This window comes from Megasphaera hominis (genome assembly GCF_014269395.1).
Lineage (GTDB): Bacteria > Bacillota > Negativicutes > Veillonellales > Megasphaeraceae > Megasphaera > Megasphaera hominis.
Genome location: NZ_JACOGK010000005.1, coordinates 40459 through 62405, shown reverse-complemented (window position 1 = coordinate 62405; position 21947 = coordinate 40459). Strand labels below are relative to the sequence as shown.

19 protein-coding genes and 1 riboswitch are annotated in these 21947 nt (G+C 52.8%); of the genes, 16 read left to right on the top strand and 3 right to left on the bottom strand.

What is annotated here, in order from left to right:
• The first annotated feature begins 5 nt into the window (after window positions 1-5).
• Genes H8J70_RS02635 through aspS form a run of 5 tightly spaced genes read left to right on the top strand, consistent with a single transcriptional unit; the run spans window position 6 to window position 6107 of the window.
• Window positions 6-1085 carry an AI-2E family transporter gene (locus H8J70_RS02635; protein ID WP_186502314.1) on the top strand — a complete coding sequence of 360 codons (1080 nt, stop codon included), beginning with the start codon at window positions 6-8 and terminating at the stop codon, window positions 1083-1085.
• Window positions 1072-1569: a Fur family transcriptional regulator gene (locus tag H8J70_RS02630; RefSeq protein WP_186502313.1), complete on the top strand. Its 498-nt coding sequence runs from the start codon at window positions 1072-1074 to the stop codon at window positions 1567-1569. Before H8J70_RS02635 ends, H8J70_RS02630 begins: the two co-directional genes overlap by 14 nt.
• Entirely contained in the window at window positions 1569-3041 is a 1473-nt protein-coding gene (gene hemZ, locus H8J70_RS02625; protein ID WP_186502312.1) for a coproporphyrinogen dehydrogenase HemZ, read from the top strand. Before H8J70_RS02630 ends, hemZ begins: the two co-directional genes overlap by 1 nt.
• The gene (hisS, locus tag H8J70_RS02620; RefSeq protein ID WP_186502311.1) at window positions 3041-4306 is read left to right on the top strand and encodes a histidine--tRNA ligase; all 1266 of its coding nucleotides are present in this window, start codon (window positions 3041-3043) and stop codon (window positions 4304-4306) included. The genes hemZ and hisS overlap by 1 nt, the downstream gene beginning before the upstream one ends.
• 7 nt (window positions 4307-4313) lie before the next feature.
• Window positions 4314-6107, top strand: a complete 1794-nt coding sequence (aspS, locus tag H8J70_RS02615) for an aspartate--tRNA ligase (protein WP_186502310.1) — start codon at window positions 4314-4316, stop codon at window positions 6105-6107.
• Window positions 6108-6226: 119 nt separating this feature from the next.
• Here aspS and H8J70_RS02610 read toward each other — a convergent pair whose 3' ends face one another.
• Complete coding sequence (locus H8J70_RS02610) at window positions 6227-6802, bottom strand: nitroreductase family protein (RefSeq protein WP_186502309.1); 576 nt, start codon at window positions 6800-6802, stop codon at window positions 6227-6229.
• Window positions 6803-7039: 237 nt separating this feature from the next.
• Here H8J70_RS02610 and H8J70_RS02605 point away from each other — a divergent pair, with 237 nt between their 5' ends.
• From H8J70_RS02605 to H8J70_RS02595, 3 genes are all read left to right on the top strand, one after another.
• Window positions 7040-7861, top strand: a complete 822-nt coding sequence (locus H8J70_RS02605; RefSeq protein ID WP_186502308.1) for a histidine racemase CntK family protein — start codon at window positions 7040-7042, stop codon at window positions 7859-7861.
• Between the two features lie 60 nt (window positions 7862-7921).
• A riboswitch (ZMP/ZTP riboswitch) is annotated at window positions 7922-8000 on the top strand.
• 53 nt (window positions 8001-8053) lie between these two features.
• Window positions 8054-9733, top strand: a complete 1680-nt coding sequence (locus tag H8J70_RS02600; protein WP_186502307.1) for a formate--tetrahydrofolate ligase — start codon at window positions 8054-8056, stop codon at window positions 9731-9733.
• A 145-nt stretch (window positions 9734-9878) separates the two neighbouring features.
• Entirely contained in the window at window positions 9879-10484 is a 606-nt protein-coding gene (locus H8J70_RS02595; protein WP_186502365.1) for a cyclodeaminase/cyclohydrolase family protein, read from the top strand.
• 130 nt (window positions 10485-10614) lie between these two features.
• Here H8J70_RS02595 and H8J70_RS02590 read toward each other — a convergent pair whose 3' ends face one another.
• Both H8J70_RS02590 and H8J70_RS02585 read right to left on the bottom strand, forming a co-directional pair.
• Window positions 10615-11280, bottom strand: coding sequence for a metal-dependent hydrolase (locus H8J70_RS02590; protein ID WP_186502306.1), 666 nt, complete (start codon window positions 11278-11280; stop codon window positions 10615-10617).
• 9 nt (window positions 11281-11289) lie between these two features.
• A complete protein-coding gene (locus H8J70_RS02585) occupies window positions 11290-11685 on the bottom strand; it encodes a hypothetical protein (RefSeq protein WP_186502305.1) in 396 nt (131 codons plus the stop codon).
• 182 nt (window positions 11686-11867) lie between these two features.
• Between H8J70_RS02585 and trmL the strand changes: the two genes are divergently transcribed.
• The 8 genes from trmL (at window position 11868) to H8J70_RS02545 (ending at window position 21765) form a co-directional block, all read left to right on the top strand.
• Window positions 11868-12356 carry a tRNA (uridine(34)/cytosine(34)/5-carboxymethylaminomethyluridine(34)-2'-O)-methyltransferase TrmL gene (gene trmL / locus H8J70_RS02580; protein WP_186502304.1) on the top strand — a complete coding sequence of 163 codons (489 nt, stop codon included), beginning with the start codon at window positions 11868-11870 and terminating at the stop codon, window positions 12354-12356.
• Between the two features lie 17 nt (window positions 12357-12373).
• Window positions 12374-12721 carry a YlbF/YmcA family competence regulator gene (locus H8J70_RS02575; protein ID WP_186502303.1) on the top strand — a complete coding sequence of 116 codons (348 nt, stop codon included), beginning with the start codon at window positions 12374-12376 and terminating at the stop codon, window positions 12719-12721.
• A 1-nt stretch (window position 12722) separates the two neighbouring features.
• Window positions 12723-13637 carry a UDP-N-acetylmuramate dehydrogenase gene (gene murB, locus H8J70_RS02570; RefSeq protein ID WP_186502302.1) on the top strand — a complete coding sequence of 305 codons (915 nt, stop codon included), beginning with the start codon at window positions 12723-12725 and terminating at the stop codon, window positions 13635-13637.
• Window positions 13638-13749: 112 nt separating this feature from the next.
• Window positions 13750-15561: a translational GTPase TypA gene (typA, locus tag H8J70_RS02565; RefSeq protein ID WP_186502301.1), complete on the top strand. Its 1812-nt coding sequence runs from the start codon at window positions 13750-13752 to the stop codon at window positions 15559-15561.
• Window positions 15562-15870: 309 nt separating this feature from the next.
• On the top strand, window positions 15871-19395 hold the full coding sequence (nifJ, locus tag H8J70_RS02560) for a pyruvate:ferredoxin (flavodoxin) oxidoreductase (RefSeq protein WP_186502300.1): 3525 nt from the start codon (window positions 15871-15873) through the stop codon (window positions 19393-19395).
• 111 nt (window positions 19396-19506) lie between these two features.
• Window positions 19507-19914 (top strand): ribonuclease Z, encoded by a 408-nt coding sequence (locus H8J70_RS02555; protein WP_186502299.1) that lies wholly within the window; start codon window positions 19507-19509, stop codon window positions 19912-19914.
• Window positions 19911-20666, top strand: a complete 756-nt coding sequence (locus tag H8J70_RS02550) for a DNA/RNA non-specific endonuclease (RefSeq protein ID WP_186502298.1) — start codon at window positions 19911-19913, stop codon at window positions 20664-20666. Before H8J70_RS02555 ends, H8J70_RS02550 begins: the two co-directional genes overlap by 4 nt.
• 139 nt (window positions 20667-20805) lie before the next feature.
• Complete coding sequence (locus H8J70_RS02545; RefSeq protein ID WP_186502297.1) at window positions 20806-21765, top strand: AEC family transporter; 960 nt, start codon at window positions 20806-20808, stop codon at window positions 21763-21765.
• Window positions 21766-21947: the final 182 nt, after the last annotated feature.

Sequence of the window (21947 nt, the reverse complement as noted above, 5' to 3'; positions counted from 1 at the left end):
CAGGTATGTCCATGTATAAGCAATCGCAGTTTTGGCTGCGTATTGTACTGGCTGTTTTGGCAACGATACTGTTTTTTTCCGTACACAACGTGTACTGGCCGGTTATCGTATCGCTGATCATCACGTTTATCCTCATTCCCGTCCGCGATCTGATCCAAAAAGGGCTCGTCCGCCTGACCCGGCGGAATGTGCCCATTGATATTTCCATTCTCCTTTCTTTTCTCTTGCTCATCGTCGTCCTGACGGCTCTGACAAATATCATCTTAAAGCCTCTCGTCATGCAGGCGAATTTGCTGGCTGTCAACTTCAACAGCCTTTGGGAAAAGACAGTGACCATCTTTACACAGCTCGAAAATGAGCAGACCCAGCTCTACATACCGGATCAGGTAAAGAGCGTCATCAACGATGCCTTCACGCGTATAGGCAACTACGGCGTCGAAGGCGTCAGCAATTTCCTCAAATCCATTTTTGCCATTGCCGGTACGGTCATTCAGTTTTTTGTCGTACCCATCATTACCTTCTACTTCATGAAGGACGGCGGCAAAATGGTGCGTTCCTTTATCTGCCTCTATCCCGTAGAATACCGGCTGCAGCTCGACGTCCTGTTTAGTGAAATCCAGCACGTCCTCAGCTCGTATATCCGCGGCCAGCTGACCATGAGCTGTATCATTGCCTCCCTTACCTTTTTAGGCATGTGGCTCATGGGTGTACCTTATCCGCTGGTCATCGGCCTCTTAGCGGCAGTAACGGAATGGATTCCCATTATCGGCCCGATTGTCGGTGCCGTGCCGGCTATCCTCCTCGGTGCCACTGTAGATTTGGCGCTGGCCGTCAAGGTCCTCATTTTCTACATTGTCATTCAGCAGCTGGACAGTCACATTATTATGCCGAAAGTTATGGGAGCCGTTATTAGTCTGCATCCCGTAGTGATTATTATTGCTCTCCTCATTGGCGGCACGCTCTTTGGCGTAGCCGGCATGATTCTGACCGTTCCGGTCACAGCAGTACTGCAGATTTTGTGCAGACATTTGTGGTTCTATAATACGTATAAAACAAAGGCGATGAATACCTATGGAAAGAACTAAAGACCAAGTCATGGATCTCATGATGAACCGAATGAAAGAACAAATCAAAACCAAGAAATACAAGATGACCTCCCAGCGCCAAGTCGTGCTGCGGGCCTTTGTAGAAAGCGATGCCCGCCATTTAAGTGCAGAAGACGTTTTCGAAATCGTCAAGAAGCAGGCACCGGAAATCGGCCTGGCTACGGTCTACCGTACGCTCGATCTCTTTACGGAAATGGATCTTTTGAAAAAGCTCGACTTCGACGATGGCTGCAGCCGCTATGAATTAAACGACCGGGAAGACGATGGCCACTACCATCATCACCTGATCTGCCTGGGCTGCGGCAAAGTCTGGGAATGCCAGGACGACCTCCTGGAAACACTGGAAACGATCCTACAAAAACGCTTCCACTTCCAGACCGTAGACCATCAGCTCAAGGTCTATGGCTATTGTGAAGACTGCCAGAAAAAACGGCAAGAAGAAGCAGAAAAGATCGCCCAGTAATGAACACGAACGAACAACAGGAACTGGCCTATGCCTATGAAGGGCCGCCGGCACTGCATGCCCATATCGGTCAGGTCATGGCCTATCTGGGCTATAGCGGCGGCCATGAACCGCGTCCCTTAGGCGCCGCTGTTACGTTACAGGCCGCAGGGACGCAGCAGCGCCTGGACGTCACCTTTTATCAGCAGGGACAAGAGTGGCATACGCACGCCTATATTCTGGCCGGAGCCGACCTCAAGCAGACCAGTAAAGAGCTGCTCCTGCACTGGTATGACCGCTGCTTTGGCCAGGGACAGCGAAATCCCTGGGGCACTCTCATGGGTGTACGGCCGACAAAGCTCGTCCATCACCTGCGTGATCAGGGCCTGTCTGCGCCGGCAATAGAGGAGACGCTCGTCCGTCACTATCACGTAACGCCGGCCATTGCGCAGGAACTCCTGGCCATGACCGCCTTGCAGCGCCCCTTTATCGAACGGCCCCGCCGGGAAGCGGCCCTCTATATCGGCATTCCCTACTGTCCCAGCCACTGTCTGTACTGCTCCTTTCCGTCCCGCCTGTGCCAGACGGAAACGGCAGCCGGACTTTTGGCCTTTGCAGCCGCAGTCGAAGAGGATATACGGGACATTGACAGCCTCTGCCGCCAGTACGGGCTGCGCGTTACGTCGGCTTACATCGGCGGTGGTACGCCTACGTGCCTGCCCAAGGACGCACTGGCCCGTATCCTGCAGGCTGTGGCAGTATCCTTTCCGGATCTCAGCGAATGGACCGTCGAAGCCGGCCGGCCCGACACAGCCGATGTGGCTACACTGGCCCTTTTGCGCGAGTACGGCGTCGACCGTATCAGCGTCAATCCCCAGACCATGCAGCAGCGCCTGCTCGATCTCTTAGGCCGCCGTCACAGCGTAGCCGACGTGTACACCATGTATGAAAACTGCCGCCGTTTGGGCTTTTCCGTCGTCAATATGGACTTTATTGCCGGCCTGCCCGGCCAGACAGCGGCAGATATGCAGGAAAATATGGAAATAGTTTGCCAACTACACCCGGAAAATGTTACAATTCATACGTTGGCATTAAAAAAGAAGGCCCCGTTATTCCATCATCCCCTGCGGCAGGCAATACCGCCAGCCGGCGAAGTGGCAGCTAGCCTGAGCCGGAGCCGGCAGCTCCTTGCGCAGGCAGGCTATATTCCGTATTATATGTACAGGCAAAAGTATATGGCAGCCAGCTTTGCCAATATAGGCTACGCTTTGCCACAGACAGAAAGCCAGTACAACATACAGATGATGGAAGAGCGGCAAACCATCCTGGCAGCAGGTCCCGGCAGTACGACGAAGTTTCTCGCCTCTGACGGCCACAGCCTGGAAAAAGTATATATGCCCAAAGATCCTGATACGTACAGGCAGCTGCTGGCCCAGCGCATGGCCCAGCGGCGCCGGATATGTGCGATGATATACGGAGGAGACGATACGTAATGGCAATCACTGCACCGCGAGGTACACAGGATTTCCTGCCGGAACAAACGGCAGACTGGCAGATTCTTGAAGCAAAAATCAGAGAAATCTGCTCGCTCTACGGTTTTGGCGAAATCCGTACCCCTATGTTTGAAAGTACGGAGTTGTTTTTACGCGGTATTGGTGAAACAACTGACGTAGTAACAAAAGAAATGTATACCTTTAATGACCGTGGCGGACGGAGCATGACACTGCGTCCGGAAAATACGGCATCTGTCGTACGGGCATTTTTGGAACATAAACTCTATGGTGAACAGAAAGTTCACAAACTGTATTATATGGGACCCATGTTCCGTCATGACCGTCCCCAGGCCGGCCGGTACCGCCAGTTCACCCAGTTTGGCGTCGAAGAAATCGGCTCCAAGGACCCGGCAGTCGATTCCGAAATCATTGCCATGGCCTTCCAGCTTTTCCGCGAATTAGGCCTGAATGACCTCATTTTGCACCTCAATTCCGTAGGCTGCCCCAAGTGCCGTCCTGTATACCGGCAAAAACTGCTCGATTTCTTTGCCGACAAAAAGGACCAGCTCTGCGACGATTGCAACGAACGGCTCGAAAAGAACCCGCTCCGCGTCCTCGACTGCAAGGAAGACGGCGAAAAGATGATGAAAATGGGCGTGCCCCTCATTACGGACAACCTCTGTGATGACTGCCGCGAACATTTCGATAAAGTACAAGCCTATTTGACGAGCATCGGCATCCCCTTTGAACTGGATCCGCGCCTCGTCCGCGGCCTCGATTACTATACGAACACGGCCTTTGAAATCATGTACGCCCCCTTAGGTGCCCAGAGCACCGTCTGCGGCGGCGGACGCTACGACGGCCTCATCGAAGAAATCGGCGGCCCGTCTACACCGGGTATCGGCTTTGCCATCGGTATGGAACGGCTCCTCCTCACCCTGAAGGAACAGGGCCTCCTGCCGCCGGTCAACGCCAAAAAGCCGGTCTTCATCGTCGCCCTCGGCGATGCCGCCCGGGCTAAAGCCTTCGTCCTCCAGCAGGACCTGCGCGCCCGCGGCTTCTATGCGGAAATCGATCTCCTGGGCCGCAGCATGAAAGGCCAGATGAAATCGGCCAATAAGCTCGACGCAGAATACACCGTCATCATCGGTGAAGATGAACTGGCCAAGGGCGAAGCTCAGGTTCGCAATATGGCCACGAAAGAACAGATCAGCGTTCCCCTCGATGGGATTGTTGCATATATGGAAACACAGAAGAAGGGATGAGTTACTAATGGATACAATGGAAGGGTTACATCGGTCGCAATACTGCGCCGAAGTGTCAGAAGCAGACAAGGACAAAGAGGTCGTTCTTTGTGGCTGGGTTGAACGCCGCCGCGACCACGGCGGACTGATCTTCATCGATCTCCGCGACCGCACCGGTATCGTCCAGGTCGTCGCTTCGCCGGATTATGAAAAAGAATCCTTTGAAAAAGCAGAACAGGTCCGTACGGAATATGTTCTCGTCGTCCGTGGTATCGTCCGCATGCGTGACGCTGATACGGTCAACGACAAGATGAAAACCGGTACGATCGAAGTACGCTGCGAAGAACTGCGCATCTTGAATTCCTCTAAGACACCGCCGTTCTACATCGAAGACAACATCGACGTCGACGAAAAGATCCGCCTCAAATACCGCTACCTGGACCTGCGCCGTCCGGAAATGCAGAACAACCTGATCATGCGCCACAAGGTAAAGCACGCTATGCGTACGTTCCTCAACCAGCATGGTTTTATCGATATTGAAACACCGGAACTGTGCAAGAGCACGCCGGAAGGTGCCCGTGACTACCTCGTACCGAGCCGTGTCAACGATGGCAAATTCTACGCCCTGCCCCAGTCGCCGCAGATTTTCAAACAGCTCCTCATGATCTCCGGTATGGACCGCTACTACCAGATCGCCCGCTGCTTCCGCGACGAAGACCTGCGTGCCGACCGTCAGCCAGAATTTACCCAGCTCGATATGGAAATGAGCTTCATGAGCCAGGAAGAAATCCTGACCCTCGTGGAAAACATGGTTCACTACATCTTTGAAGAAACCCTGGGCCACGACGTCAAGCTGCCGATTCACCGTATGACCTGGGACTATGCCATGGAAAACTACGGCTCCGATAAACCGGACCTGCGCTTCGACATGAAGTTTACTGATGTCACAGACCTCGTCAAAGACACGGACTTCAAGGTATTCCGTTCGGTCATCGAAAACGGCGGTCAGGTCAAAGCCATCAACGTCAAAGGCGACGCCGGCATTCCCCGTCGTGAACTGGACGGCCTCGTAGAATACGTCAGCCATTACGGTGCTAAGGGCCTTGCCTGGATCGGCTTCCTCGAAGACGGCACTTTAAAGACACAGATCAAGAAATTCTTTACAGAAGACCAGCTCCGTGCCATCGGTGCCAAATGCGGCGCTGAAACGGGTGACCTCGTGCTCATGATCGCCGACAAACCGGCTGTCGTAGCCGCTGCCTTAGGCGAACTGCGTAAAGAAATGGGCCGTCGCATGGGCCTCATCAACGAAGACGAATTTGCCTTCACGTGGGTTGTTGATTTCCCCATGTTCGAATACAGCGAAGAAGAAAAACGCTATGTCGCTATGCACCATCCGTTCACGGCTATGCGCGACGAAGACCTGGACAAACTGGAAACGGATCCGGCTCACGTCTATGCCAAAGCCTATGACCTCGTCTTAAACGGCGTCGAACTGGGCGGCGGCTCCCTGCGTATTTACCAGCCGGACGTTCAGAAACGTGTATTCAAAGCCATTGGCCTGACACCGGAAGATGCCGAACAGAAATTTGGCTTCCTCCTGCGTGCCTTCGAATACGGTGCACCACCCCATGGTGGCCTGGCCTTCGGTTTGGACCGCATGATCATGCTCATGCTCAAACGCAAATCTATCCGCGACGTCATCGCCTTCCCGAAGACGCAGAATGCCATCGATCCCATGAGCGAATCGCCGTCGGAAGTAACGAAGAAACAGCTTCACGAACTGCACATCCAGCTCGAAGAAGAAATCGTCAAGAAATAAAAAGAAGAATCATACAAAAAGAAACCTGGCCCGGTGTCAGGTTTCTTTTTGTATAACCGGACAAAAAACGCCACACCCTGCGGCGTGCAAGGTGTGGCGTTACTCGAAAAGGAGACCGGTCAGATAATCGTATAGCGTCCGTCTTTACGGCGCGGCGCTGCCGGTGCCTGGTCCGGGTGGCCCAAGGTTACCATGGCGACGAGCTCGCCCTTATCCGGCGCAAACGCTGCGTGTATCTGATCGTCGACACCGCCCGAAAGGGGCGCCGTCAGCCAGCAGCTGCCCAGGTTCATATCCGTCGCCGTAAGGAGCATGTTTTCGATGGCAGCGGCGACGCTTTGAATGGCCGAAAGGCGCAGGGTATAGTCATCCTTTAGCAGGAAGGCGAGAATGCATACAGGTGCGCCGCCTAAGAGACGGACGAAGGCTGACGTATCGGCAATCACCTGGGGGTGCTTGGCAAAGCGGGATTTAAAATAGGGCATCAGGTTATTCGTCGCAATGGCCATAATATCCTTCAGGCGCTCCATATTTTCCTTGCTTTCGATGACCACAAAATACCAGGGCTGCAGATTGCTCGACGACGGGGCCATCATGCCGGCCGTCAGGATTTTTTCAATTTCTTCCCGCGTCAGCGGTTCGGGTGTATATTTGCGGATACTGCGTCGTTCATTGATTGCGGTTGCTACTTCCATAGTAAGGCTCCTTTCTAAGCGTATACTTTATCTCATCGTAATACACGACGACGGCGCCTGTCAATGGGGCGCCTGTCCTGTCAGACGCCGGGTGGCGGCCTGGTGGCAGAGAATCTGATTTATTTTCTCCATAAGACTGAATATGTGGGCCGAATATGCTATAATAGATACCATGTAAGCCGCCTGGCCGTTTTTCGTGGAGCCAGATGCGGAAATGATCCTATTTGAGGTGCAGAAATGATACAGGAAATCCATTATGTAAAAGCTGACCCTAGTGGCAACACGACCATTCTCGTACTGGATGAAATCCCTCCGTCGGAACACGCAGCCATTGCAGAACGGCTGTTGCAGCCTGATTGTGTCGGCGCAGAACAGGTTGCCTTTTTATCCCCGTCCAACCAGGGCGCCCAGATCCGGCTCGATATGATGGGTGGTGAATTTTGCGGCAACGCGTCCCGTTCGGCCGCAGCCTATCTCTTGTCCCAGTCGGGAGCAGAGGCAGGAGAGTACATGATTTCCTGTTCCGGCTGTAGTGCTCCCTTGCAGGCCCGCGTACAGCGTGGCGAAGAAGACCAGGTCTACGATGCGTCCATTGACATGCCGCTGCCCAAAAAGATGGACACGGTCAGCCTCGACGTAGGCAGTACGGCCTTTCGGTTTTACCGCGTAGCGTTGCCGGGAATCGTCCATTTTGTTCATTTTACGACAGCCCTCAAAAATCTGGATCGCGACCAGATCTGGAAAGCCGTGTACAATTTTGCTTCGACCTTCCATTACGAAGCCTTTGGCCTCGACCTCGTCGACCGCAAGACACTGACCATGATTCCGGCTGTGTACGTAACGGCCACGAAGACCCTCTATTGGGAACAAAGCTGTGGTTCCGGCTCAGCCGCTACGGCAGCGGCCCTGTCCCAGCTGTGCGGCCATGAAATCGCCTGTGAAATCCGTCAGCCTGGCGGCATGATTACCATTGAAGCAGCCGTCAGCGATGGAGAAATAAAGAAAATCCACATCGGCGGCCCTGTGCGCCTGGAAAAGGAACAATGTGTACAGCTCTAGGCCGCTATGCAAAAGAAATACTCATATTGACAAGGCCAGGCCTGGCCTTGTATAATAACACCATAGTCATGTGACTGACGGAAGTGGACTAACCACATGGGAGCATGATATCGAAAAGCCGACCGTCTGGGCAATAGTCCGGAGGGCCGGCTATTTTTCTTTACATTTATGGAACAGGAGCTGATTTCCAATATGACTAAAGTATTGAGCGACATTGAAATTGCGCAGCAGACGACATTGGAACCGATTGTAAAGATTGCAGAAAAAGTAGGTTTGACAGAAGACGATTTGGAACTGTACGGTAAATATAAGGCCAAGGTCTCCTTCGACGCCATTAAACGCCTGTCAAAAAATGAAGACGGCAAGCTCGTCCTGGTCACGGCCATTACGCCGACTCCAGCCGGTGAAGGCAAAACCTTAACGACTATCGGCCTGGCACAGGCACTCAATAAACTGGGTCATAAAACCATGACGGCCCTGCGTGAACCGTCCTTGGGACCTGTCTTTGGCATCAAAGGCGGCGCTGCCGGCGGCGGCTATTCCCAGGTTCTCCCCATGGAAGATATCAACCTCCATTTTACAGGCGATATGCACGCTATTACGGCGGCCAACAACCTCTTGGCTGCAGCCATCGATAACCACGTCCACCAGGGCAATGCCCTGCGCATTGACGTGCGCCGCATCGTCTGGAAACGCGTCATGGATATGAATGACCGGGCCCTGCGCGACATCGTCGTCGGTCTGGGCGGCAAAGTCAACGGCTTCCCCCGGGAAGATCATTTCATGATTACCGTCGCTTCGGAAATCATGGCCGTTCTCTGCCTGGCCAGCGACCTCATGGATCTCAAAAAACGCATGGGTGACATCATCGTTGCCTACGACTTGGACGGCCAGCCTGTTACGGCACGGCAGCTCAACGTCGACGGCGCCATGGCTATTCTCATGAAGGATGCCATCAAACCAAACCTCGTCCAGACGACAGAAAATACGCCGGCCCTCGTACACGGCGGTCCCTTTGCCAATATTGCCCACGGCTGTAACTCCGTCGTTGCCACCAAGCTGGCCCTCAAGATGGGGGAAATCACTGTTACGGAAGCCGGCTTCGGTGCCGACCTGGGCGCAGAAAAATTCATGGATATCAAATGCCGCTTTGCCGGCATCAAACCGAACGCAGTCGTCATCGTAGCCACTATCCGAGCTCTCAAGATGCACGGCGGCGTCGATAAGAAGAATCTCCAGACGGAAAATCTGGCAGCCCTCGAAAAAGGCTTTGCCAACCTGGCTAAGCACATTGAAAACATGCGCAAATACGACGTGCCCGTCCTCGTAGGCATCAACCGCTTCCTCTCCGATACAGATGCAGAAATCGCCCTCCTGACGAAGCTCTGCGAAGACTACGGCGTCGACGTAGCCCTCAACAACTGCTGGGCTGAAGGCGGCCAGGGCGGTCTCGACATGGGCCGCAAGGTCTTACAGCTCCTCGCGCAGCCTAAGACACCGTACAAACCGCTCTACGACGTGAACGACACGATTCTCCACAAGCTGGAAATCCTGACCAGGGAAATCTACGGCGGCGACGGCGTCATCCTCGAAGGTAATGCACCGAAGCAGATTGCCGAACTGGAAAAGCTGGGCCTCGACAAGATGCCGATCTGCGTCGCTAAGACCCAGTACTCCCTGTCGGATAATCCGGCCCTCCTCGGTGCACCGAAGAACTTCAAAATCACCGTCAAAGATGTACGCGTTTGCACCGGTGCCGGCTTTATCGTCTGCCAGACGAGCAACATCATGGTTATGCCGGGCCTGCCGAAGGTTCCTGCAGCCAACCGCATGGACATCGACGAAAACGGCGTTATTACAGGCTTGTTCTAAGTCTGCAGCAGGTGTAAAATAGACCTATCACAAATTCATCCGGCAAGGCCAGGCACAGCCTGCTTTGCCGGATTTCTTGTATAGTCTGCAAGAAAATACAGGACGAAAGGTGCGAATCACAGTGACAGAGTTACAATTTTCCCATATGCCCATCGATGATTTTTTGGCCGCAGCTGCGTCTAAGGAACCTGTTCCCGGTGGCGGCGGTATCGCGGCCCTGACCGCTGCGTCGGCGGCTGCCCTGGTAGAAATGGTAGCCAATCTGACAATCGGCAAAAAAGGCTATGAAGATGTAGAACGGATTATGGTACAGATCAGGGACCAGGCCGCGGCCCTGCGGCAGCGCTACCTGCGGGGCATTGCTGAAGATGCCGCCGCTTTTGATGCGGTCATTCAGGCTGTACGCCTGCCGAAAACCACAGAGAAGCGGAGCGAACACGTACAGGCAGCCTTCAAACGGGCTGCGTCCATTCCCTTTTCCTTAGGCCAGGACATTTTCCAGCTCCTGCAGCTCTCCGAGCAGGCCGTCCAGTTCGGTAACGAATGGGTCATTACCGACGGCGCTATTGCGGCCATGAACGCACGGGCTGCCATGCGCTCGGCCTTTTACAGCGTCCGCGTCAATCTCCATTCCATCCGTGACGAGGCCTTCGTGACGGAGATGATGAAGGCCATTACGGCGACGGAAGAAAAAGCCGTCCTCATCGAACAGTCTGTAGAACGAAAATATCACGAACGCTGCGGTTCGTAAGACACGAAAAAAGCCTATGCTGCCGGTTTTGATAGGCTTCCCTCCAGGTAGACATGAGACATAATAAAATCTCACGCTGCTTGGAAGGGAGCCTGTCAGTTGGTGCAGTCATAGGCTTTTTTTGACCTTCTTATAATTCCACCGTATCTTCGACCTGGATGACCTGTGCGGGAATGTCGTATTTCTGCTTGAGCAGTTCTGCAAAGCCATAGGGATCGGACTCGATAATGGGCCACGTGTTGTAATGGATCGGAATGACCAGCTTAGGCTGAATCCAGCTGGCCGCCAAGGCTGCGTCTTCCGGCCCCATCGTAAAGTTATCGCCAATGGGCAGGAAGGCCACATCGATAGGACCAAAGCGGCTGTGCAGCTTCATATCCGAATAGAGGCCCGTATCGCCGGCATAATAAATGCGCTTGCCGCCGATTTCCATAATACAGCCGCAGGCCAGGCCGCCGGGCACACCGGCACCGTGCAGGGCCGGCGTCAGACAGACCGAACCGAAGGGAAACCGCGCCGTGCCGCCGATATGCATCGTATGGGCCTTGCAGCCGGCTGCCATGGCCTTGCGGGATACTTCGGCCGTGCTGATGACCAGGGCATCGTTGTGTTTGGCGATGAGATCGGCGTCGCCATAATGGTCGTCGTGGCCGTGCGAAAGGAAAATGTACTGGCACTGTACCGTTGCCGGATCGACATGGGTCCAGCGGTTATCTGTGAAAAAGGGATCGAACTGAACGGTCGTCGTGCCGTCAGACAGGCTGAAGCAGGAATGGCCGTAATAGGTACACTTCATGAAACCACCTCATTTGCTGAATTTTTCAAACCAATCGTTCAAGGCTTCCTTCGGATAAGGCGCAGCCATGACCTGACGGATACGCTGCTGCATGGCTTCGTAGTCAGCCAGGGGATAGACATCCTTGTATTCGTCGTAGAGCACGCCAAAGTCGCGCATGTGCAGGTTGGCATAGGTTTCCCCGTAAATGGAAAAGCACGTCGGACAGATGGTGATAAAGACGGCTTCCTCGTCGTGCGTACGGGCGTCGTCAAAGACGCAGCAGCGCGTGTAGAGCTGAATCTTGCCAAAGAGCTGGTGCAGGTAATCATAGAGCTGAGACGTCAAAACCGGTTCGAGCTGAAGCATCTTGCAGCCGGGAGCAAAGTAAATCGGGTATTGGGCAATGTTGTCCATTTCATCCATAAAGAGCACCTCACTTTTTTTACATTAAGACTCCTATTAAATTGTACACAATGAAGATACAGCGTACGTCTGTATCACTTACATTATATAGAAAAGAAGGGAAAAGGAAAAGGTTTCCACCAGAATACGTCTTGTGCTTACAAGGGAAATCCTGTACAATATGCCATGGAAGGTGATTAACAATGCATATTGTAATGGTAGAACCGGAAATACCAGGAAATACAGGAAATATTGCCCGCCTTTGCGCGGCCAATCATATTACACTGCATCTCGTAAAGCCCCTGGGCTTTTCCATTGATGATAAACATCTGAAGCGGGCCGGCCTCGATTACTGGCCACTCGTAGATGTGCAGGTACATGAAAATTTTGCCGAAGTACAGGAACAATACAAGGGCCATCATTTCTACTACCTGACGACGAAGTCGGAACAGTGTTATACGGATATTCAGTTTACGAACGATGACCTCCTTGTCTTTGGCAAGGAAACAAAAGGGCTGCCGGAAGACCTCTTGAAGCAGTATCCCGAAAGCTGCTTCCGTATCCCTATGGTGGATAAGGCGAGAAGCTTGAACCTCTCCAATTCCGTCGCCATCGTCTCGTATGAAGCCCTGCGCCAGCTCGATTTCCCCGGCATGGCAAAAAGCGGCATTGGCATTAAAAATCTGAAATAAGAACAGGAGCATCAACCATGAGTGTATATGACAAAGCGCAGGAATTAGCCCAGGCTATTCAGGCAGACGAAGATTATCAGGCCCTGCTCGCAGCAGGCAAGAAACTGGCAGAAGATGAAAAGACCATGAAGCACGTCCAGGAATTCCTTTCCCTCCAGGCACAGCTGGCATACGCCCAGGCTGCCGGCGACAAACCGGTACGCAAAAAGCTGGAACAGCTCCAGCGGGCCCAGGAAATCGTCCAGAGCCGTCCCCTGGCCGTTGAATATTTGGAAAAATACGTCAAATGGAACCAGGTAGGCGGCCAGATTCTGGCAACGATCCAGCAGGCCATGGCAGAAGGACTGAGCATCCTTGACAAATGATATGATGAAAGCGGTAACGGAACTCATTGCCCATATCCCGAGAGAACGGGTCCTCCTGGCAGAGCCCATGTCACAGCACACGACCTTTGCCGTAGGCGGTCCGGCAGACGTGTTGGTCCTGCCCCATACGGTAAAGGAAATGTCCCTGGCCGTGCGCGTCGCCCGCAGCTATGACATTCCCGTAACCGTCCTCGGTGGCGGCTCTAACGTCCTCGTCCTTGACGGCGGCATTCGCGGCATGGTCATTCAGCTCAACGAAATGAACCGTTTCCTCTCGTGTCACGCAACGAAGATCCTGGCCAGCTCAGGCTTTATGCTCAAGGACGTTTGCCAGTACGCCCAGGAAAACGGCCTGGCCGGTATGGAATTTGCCTGTGGCATTCCCGGCACCTTAGGCGGTGCCGTATTCATGAATGCCGGAGCCTACGGCGGCGAAATGAGCCATATCGTTTCGCGCGTCCGTACGGTCAACCGCAGCGGCGGCGTCCGCACGTATGAAACGGCGGAATTCGGCTTTGGCTACCGCCAGAGCGCTTTCCAGAAGCTGCAGGAATACGTCGTTGAAGTAGAACTCCAGCTCCAGTACGGCGACAAAAAAGAAATCCAGGCCATGATGGACGACCTCATGGACCGGCGGCGCAGCAAGCAGCCATTGGAAATGCACAGCGCCGGTAGCACCTTTAAACGGCCGCCCGGCTATTTTGCCGGTACCCTCATCGACCAGACAGGCCTCAAAGGCCTTGCCCACGGCGATGCCCAGGTATCGACGAAGCACGCCGGCTTTGTCGTTAATACAGGCCACGCTACGGCAGCGGATGTACTGGCCGTCATCCACGAAGTACAGCGCCGCGTCGAAGCCGCCCACGGCGTCCGCCTGGAACCGGAAGTACGGATTTTGGGAGAAGAAAAAAAGTAGCCGGATTGACTATGGTCAATCCGGCCATTTTGTGCTATACTTACAAAGTTACAACTGAAGTTGTAGCTCATGAATTAGTTTTATATTGCTCACAAGTAGGAGAGGACAGTAGATGGAACGTAAGGATATCCGTAATATTGCTATTATTGCTCATGTTGACCATGGTAAAACAACCCTGGTTGACGCTATGCTCAAACAGAGCCACGTATTCCGCACGAATGAAAAAGTAGCGGAACGCGTCATGGACTCTGGTGATATCGAACGGGAACGTGGTATCACGATTTTATCCAAAAATACTTCTGTCATGCACGATGGCGTTAAAATCAACATTGTCGATACTCCGGGGCATGCTGATTTCGGCGGCGAAGTAGAACGAGTCCTCAACATGGTTGACGGCGTACTGCTCTTGGTAGATGCGTTTGAAGGTCCGATGCCGCAGACGAAATACGTATTGCGCAAGGCTCTCGAACAGAAGCTCAAACCGATCGTCGTCATTAATAAAATTGATAAACCCGATGCCCGTGTGGCTGAAGTAGAAGATGAAGTCCTGGAACTGTTCATGGAACTCGAAGCCGATGACGACCAGCTGGAATTCCCGGTTATTTACGCCAATGGCCGCGATGGCATTGCCAAAGCTTCCATGGATGACGACAGCGACAACCTCGAACCGCTCTTTAAATGTATTATCGAAAACTGCCCGTGCCCGAAGGGCGACGTCGATGGCCCGCTGCAGTTCATGGTCACGACCCTCGACTACGATGACTATGTCGGCAAAATCGCTATCGGCCGTATTGTCCGCGGCAAGATGCGCCCGAACCAGCAGGTTATCGTAACCGATGGCGAAACACAGCGCCGTGCCAAGATCAGCCGCGTCTATACTTATGAAGGCCTGAAACGTGCAGAAGTAGAAGAAGCCTCCATGGGTGACATTGCCTGCATCGTCGGCATTGCTGACCTGAAAATCGGCGAAACCGTAACGGACCCGGAAAATCCGGAAGCCCTGCCGAAAATCAACATCGATGAACCGACACTGTCCATGATTTTCTACGTCAACGACAGCCCCTTTGCCGGCCAGGATGGCGAATTCGTTACCAGCCGTCACCTGCGTGACCGCCTCTTCCGCGAAGTACAGACCAACGTCTCCCTGCGCGTCGAAGAAACGGACAGCGCCGATGCCTTCAAAGTATCCGGCCGTGGCGAATTGCACATTGCCGTCCTCATTGAAGAAATGCGCCGTGAAGGCTATGAAATGCAGGTAGGCAAACCGGCCGTTATTACCAAAGAAATCAACGGCAAGAAATGCGAACCTCTCGAAGCCCTGACCATCGACGTACCCCAGGAATTTATGGGGGCAGTCATGGAAAAACTGGGAACGCGTAAAGCTGAAATGCTCAACATGATCGACCTGGCCGGCTACACCCGCCTGGAATTCATCATTCCTGCCCGCGGCCTCATCGGCTTCCGCAGCGAATTCCTGACAGCTACCAAGGGCAACGGTATCATGTACCACGTCTTCCACGGCTATGCACCTTGGAAAGGCGAAATCCCGGGCCGTACACGTGGCAGCCTCGTAGCCTTTGAATCGGGCACGACCACCGGCTACGGTATCTTCAACCTCCAGGACCGCGGCGTCATGTTCATCGAACCGGCACAGGAAATCTACCTCGGCCAGGTCGTTGGCGAAAGCAACCGCGATGTCGATATCGATGTCAACCCGTGCAAGAAGAAACACCTGACCAATACGCGTTCTTCGTCCTCAGATGAAGCACTCCGCCTCATTCCGCCCCGCCAGATGGGCCTGGAAAAATCCCTCGAATGGATCAACGACGACGAACTCGTAGAAGTTACGCCACATAACATCCGGATCCGCAAGGCGATCCTCGACAAACACGACAGAAAGAAAGCCATGCGCAAGGCACAATAAGCAGAAATGCTATAAAACTTGTATACTTTCTTTCACGTTCTACCATAGAGTAAACCGATTGGTGACGCAGCTTTTTTCGAAATTTGAAATGAGCTGCGTCATTTTTATTGCGATTTTCTTGTGAAAAGGACTGGAAATTATTCTAAAATTGTGGTACATTATGGTTAATGCATATGCAAATGCGAATCGAAACGTATATGCGTATACACGTAGTACGGTACTGGTTGTGAAAATCGGTACTTGTAAACCTTCACTTGTGATGTTATTATTTTAATATCTCAATATCAAAAGAAAGGGACGAAAGTGATTATGAAAAAAAATTATGTAGTAATGGATGGTAACACTGCCGCTGCATATGCTTCCTATGCATTTACAGAAGTAGCTGCTATCTTCCCGATCACGCCTTCCTCTGTTATGGCAGAAAAGGTTGACGAATGGGCTGCAAAAGGTAAGAAAAACATTTTCGGCAACACCGTTGATGTCATTCAGATGCAGTCTGAAGCCGGTGCTGCAGGTACTTGCCACGGCTCTCTGCAGGCTGGTGCTTTGACCACTACCTATACAGCTGCCCAGGGCTTGCTGTTGATGATTCCGCCGATGTTCAAAATTGCCGGTGAATTCCTGCCTGGCGTATTCCACATCGCTGCCCGTACCATCAGCGCTCATGCACTTTCTATCTTTGGCGATCATTCGGACGTTATGGCTTGCCGTTCGACTGGTTTCGGCATGATCATGTCTTCCTCGCCGCAGGAAGCTATGGATCTCGGCTGCGTAGCTCACTTAGCTGCTATCGGTGGCCGTTATGCCTTCATGCACGTATTTGATGGTTTCCGTACGTCTCACGAAATGCAGCGTATCGAAGCCCTCGACTACAACGATCTGGCTAAACTGGTTGACTACAAACAGCTCGAAGCTTTCCGTAAAAACAGCCTGAACCCTGAACATCCGTACACTCGTGGTACGACTGTTAACCCGGATATCTTCTTCCAGACAAAAGAAGGCGCTAACGAAAAAGTTGCTACCATCCCTGACGTAGTACAGCACTACATGGATGAAATCAACAAACTGACTGGTCGGGACTACAAACTGTTCAACTACTATGGTCCTGAAGATGCAGAAGAATTGATCGTTATCATGTGCTCCGCTGCTGAAACAGTTCGTGATACGGTTGATTACCTCAACGCACACGGCAAAAAAGTCGGCATGATTCAGGTTCACCTCTATCGTCCGTTCTCTGTTAAACATTTCGTTGACGCTATTCCGGCAACTGTTAAGAAAATTGCCGTTATGGACCGCACGAAAGAATCCGGCTGCGTAGCAGAACCTCTGTACTTGGACGTTCAGATGGCTCTCGTACAGTCCGGCCGTGGTGATATCACTGTCGTAGGCGGCCGTTATGGTCTCTCCTCGAAAGATACCACACCTGGTCAGATCGCAGCTGTATACAAAAACCTCGAACAGGATACACCGAAGAACAACTTCACTATCGGTATCGTTGATGATGTTACCTTCACTTCCTTGCCGACAGAAAACTTCCACATCGAATATCCTGGCCAGATTTCCGCTAAAATCTGGGGCCTCGGCGGCGACGGCACGGTTGGCGCTAACAAGAACGCCATCACCATCATCGGCCTCGATGCTGACAAATATGCACAGGCTTACTTCTCCTATGACTCCATGAAGACAGGCGGCCTGACACAGTCCCACTTACGTTTCGGTGACAAACCGATCCATGCTACGTACCTCGTAGGTTCCGCTGACTTCGTTGGTTGCCATGCACCTACATACGTAAAGAAATATGATACGACGACGGACCTCAAAGACGGCGGTGTATACCTCCTGAACTGTCCGTGGAGCGTAGAAGAACTGGACAAAGAACTCCCGGCACAGATGAAGAAAGATCTGTTCAATAAACACGCTCAGTTCTACATCATCGACGCTACGAAGCTCGCTGGTGAAATCGGCCTTGGTAACCGCGTTAACTCCATCCTCCAGGCTGCATTCTTCAAACTGACGAACGTTATTCCTATCGACGAAGCTGTCGAAGCCATGAAGAGAGGCAACTACAACTCCTACTTCAAGAAGGGCGGCCAGGAAATCGTTGACAAGAACAACAAAGCTGTCGACGCTGGTATCGAAGGCCTGACGAAAGTCGAAATCCCGGCTTCCTGGGCTGACGCTGTCGATGCTCCGGCACCGAAAGTTGATATGCCTGATTTCGTTCGTGACCTCGTTATCCCTGTTGACCGTCAGCACGGCGACGAACTGCCTCTGTCCATCTTCAAGAAATACGGCGTATTCGATGGCACCTGGCAGAACGGCACGACAGAATACCTCAAACGTGGCGTAGCTATCGAAGTTCCTCACTGGAACGCCGACGTTTGCGCACAGTGCAACAGCTGCGCAATGGCTTGCCCCCATGCAGCAATCCGCCCGGTTCTCGTAACGGACGCTGAAAAAGCTGATGCTCCGGCTAACTTCGTAACCGTACCGGCTAAAGGCAAAGGCTTGGAAAACTACAGCTATCGTATGCAGCTTTCCCCGTATGACTGCCTCGGCTGCGGCGTTTGCACGACTGTTTGCCCGATGAAAGAAAAAGGCGCTCTGGTTATGGTTCCGATGCAGGACGAAGTAGACCAGCAGGACAACTTCAACGAATATGCAATGAAAGAAAAATATTTGAAGAAAGAAGTTGTCAGCGACTCCAACGTCAAAGCTGCTCAGTTTGCTAAACCGTACTTCCAGTTCTCGCCTGCTTGCGGCGGCTGCGCTGAAACAACCTACATCAAGACGGTTACACAGCTCTTCGGCTCCCGCATGTACATTGCCAATGCTTCCGGTTGCTCCTCTGCATACGGCGGTTCTCTCCCGATGACTCCGTACTGCAAAGACGAACGCGGCTTTGGTCCTTGCTGGGAGCAGTCCCTGTTCGAAGACAATGCTGAATTCGCTTATGGCTACTTCCATGCACAGGATGCTATCCAGAAGGAAATCATCATCCGTCTGAACACCCTGAAAGAACAGAACATCTGCACAGCAGAAATCGAAGCATACCTCGCTGCTTACCAGGATGGCAAGAAATCCCGTGAAGTATCGGATGCTCTCCTCGCTGCTCTCGAAAAAGCAGAACAGACAGAAGAAGTTAAATTCGTCCTCCAGAACCGTGAATTCGTTGCTAAGAAGTCCGTATGGGCTATCGGCGGCGACGGCTGGGCTTACGATATCGGCTTCGGCGGTATTGACCATGTAATTGCTCAGAACCGCGATGTCAACATCCTCGTTGTTGATACAGAAGTATACTCCAACACAGGCGGCCAGGCTTCCAAAGCTACCCAGACTTCGGCTGTTGCCAAGTTCGCTGCCGGCGGTAAAGTAATCAAGAAGAAAGACCTCGGCGCTATTGCCATGACCTACGGCTATGTATATGTAGCTCAGGTTGCTATGGGTTACAGCCAGGCTCAGACTCTCCGCGCTATCCGCGAAGCTGAAGCATATGATGGTCCTTCCATCGTCATCTGCTACTGCCCGTGCCTCGAACATGGTATCCGTGCTGGTATGGGATCCACACAGCTCGAAATGAAGAAAGCTGTTGAATGCGGTTACTGGCATCTCTATCGCTTCGATCCGCGTCTGGCTGAACAGGGCAAGAACCCGTTCCAGCTCGATTCTCCGGAACCGGATGCAGAAAAGATCATGGATTACCTCAACGGCGAAAACCGTTACAGAAGACTCAAGATCAACTTCCCGGAACGTGCCGATGCATTGTACAAGAAAGAAATTCAGGATGCAAAAGACCGTTACCACAAATATGCAAAACTGGCTGGCAGAGAATAATCGCTCCGCTTGCTATGCAAAGAGCCCAGACTTCGGTCTGGGCTTTTTTGCTGGACAAGAACCGTTTAGGACCGTATGATATAGATAATAACCTATAGGAGGTGTCATACAATGATTGTTATGGTTGCCCTGGATGACCATCAGGGTCTCTGTTTTAACCACCGCCGCCAGAGCCGCGACCGCGTCCTGCGCGATTACATGCTGGACCTGGCAGGGGATTCGGGTATTTGGCTCAATGCCTATTCTGCGTCCATGTTTACGGAAGACACGCATACCTTACATATTGCCGAAGATTTTCTCGACCAGGCCGGTCCCGGTGAGTACGCCCTCGTAGAAGATAAGGCCGTACGGCCCTACGCCGGCAAGATCGAAAAGCTTATCGTCTTCCGCTGGAACCGGTCTTATCCGGCCGACATGTATTTCGACCTTACGCCGGACGACGGCTGGCAGCTCCAATCAAGCCGCGATTTCGCCGGTTCGTCGCACGACAAGATAACCGAGGAGGTGTATAGCCGGTGAAAAAACTGACGACACTGCTTGCCGTTCTCGTAACGGCACTCTGCCTCTTCCTGGCCGGCTGCGGCACTTCCGGCCAGGCACCGGACCAGGGCACGAAAAAGCCTGCGCAAACGCAGACGACACAAGCCCAGAAGGCAGACAAAACGGCCCAGGCCCAGCCATCCTTTGACCTCGACAGTATTCCTGACTTCGATGGCCATCCCTATGTGGTCATCAATGACAACGTACCGTCCTTTGCGGCAGCCGACAGGACGACCCAGTCCTTCGAGCACTACAGCAATCTCGATTCCCTAGGGCGCTGCGGCCCGGCCTATGCCAACATCGGCCGCGACCTCATGCCGACGAAAAAACGCGGTGCCATTGGCAGCGTCAAGCCCAGCGGCTGGCATACGACAAAGTATGACAACGTCGACGGCAAGTACCTGTACAACCGCTGCCACCTCATTGGCTATCAGCTGACGGCAGAAAACGCCAACCCGAAGAACCTCATTACAGGCACGCGCTATTTGAACGTAGAAGGCATGCTGCCCTTTGAAAATATGGTAGCCGACTACGTCAAAGAAACAAATAACCACGTCCTGTACCGTGTCACGCCTATTTTCTCAGGCGATAACCTTGTCGCCAACGGTGTAGAAATGGAAGGCTATTCCGTGGAAGACCAGGGCGCAGGCATTCAGTTCCACGTCTTCGTCTACAATAACCAGCCCGGCATTGTCATCAATTATAAGACCGGCACGAGCAAGGCTCTCTAAGCAGGGGAGAAGCCCTGCCTTTTGACTAAAAATGTGTACGACAACAGAAAATGACTGGACAATTTTTGCCAGAGGCTTATAATGTCATATGTATAACGTCATTTTTTTGTTTAGCTAAACTAATGGAGGGTGAGCCACCATGGCTTTTTTAGCATCAATCCAGGGAGTAATCCCTATACTGCTGATTATCTTGTTAGGGTATGAAATGCAGGACCGGCACTTCGTCAGCGATGATTTTACAGACAACGTGTCTAAGATCATCATGAACATCGCCTTGCCGGCAGCCGTCTTTGCGTCGATGGTCAAGTACATGTCCCTCGATATGCTGGGCTCCCTTTCAGAAGGCATAACCCTCGTCGGCATCAGCGTGCTCCTGTGGTACGGCCTGGGCTGGGTTTGGGCCAAAATCACGCACGTACCGGCCGGCCGTAACGGCAGCTTCGTCGCCGCCGTAGCCAATACGAACACGCTCTTTATTGGCTGGCCCCTCAACCTGGCTCTCTTTGGGGAACAGGCTATGCCGTACTTCCTGGCCTATTTCTTTTTCTGTAATATCTCCTGCTGGACCATTGGCGCCTTCCTCGTCGCCGAAGATCCCGTGCTCAGTTACCGCCAGAAAGTAAGGCGCCACTTCGACCTTAAGAAGCTCGTACCGCCACCGCTCGTCAGCTGCGTCGTGGCCTTTGCCTTTCTCCTGACCGGTATCACCCTGCCGGACGCGCTCCTCAATACGTTTAATTACGTCGGCAGCCTGGTCACGCCTTTGTCGCTTCTCTATATCGGCATGACACTGCAAAAGGCAGGTATCCGCAATATTTCCCTGGACCGCGATACCGTTGCCGGCTTCACGGGCCGCCTCATCCTGGCGCCGGCCGTCATGGCCGCCGTCCTCATTGTAGGCCAGCGCTTCTTAGGCCCCATGTCGGCCCTCGAATTCGATACGTACATCGTCCAGTCGTCCCTGCCGATCATGGCTGTCCTGCCGATTATGGCAAACGAAGCCCACGGCGACGTACGCTACGCTACGAGTATGGTCACGGCCAGTACGGTTCTCTTTGCCGCCGTCATTCCCTTGGTCGTCCTGGTCCTCGGCGTCTGACACCGCTTTCACTTACGGATTTCCCTTTGCCCCTGTGGCAAGGCGGAAATCCGTTTTTTCTTTTTGCAGGTCTGCAAAGGCCAAGCCATACGGCACGACGCCATCCATAAGGAAAAAAGAAAAAACTTGCACAGTTTTTACAGGCAAACCATAGCTTTTTCCTTGACTTAGAGTAAACTTCA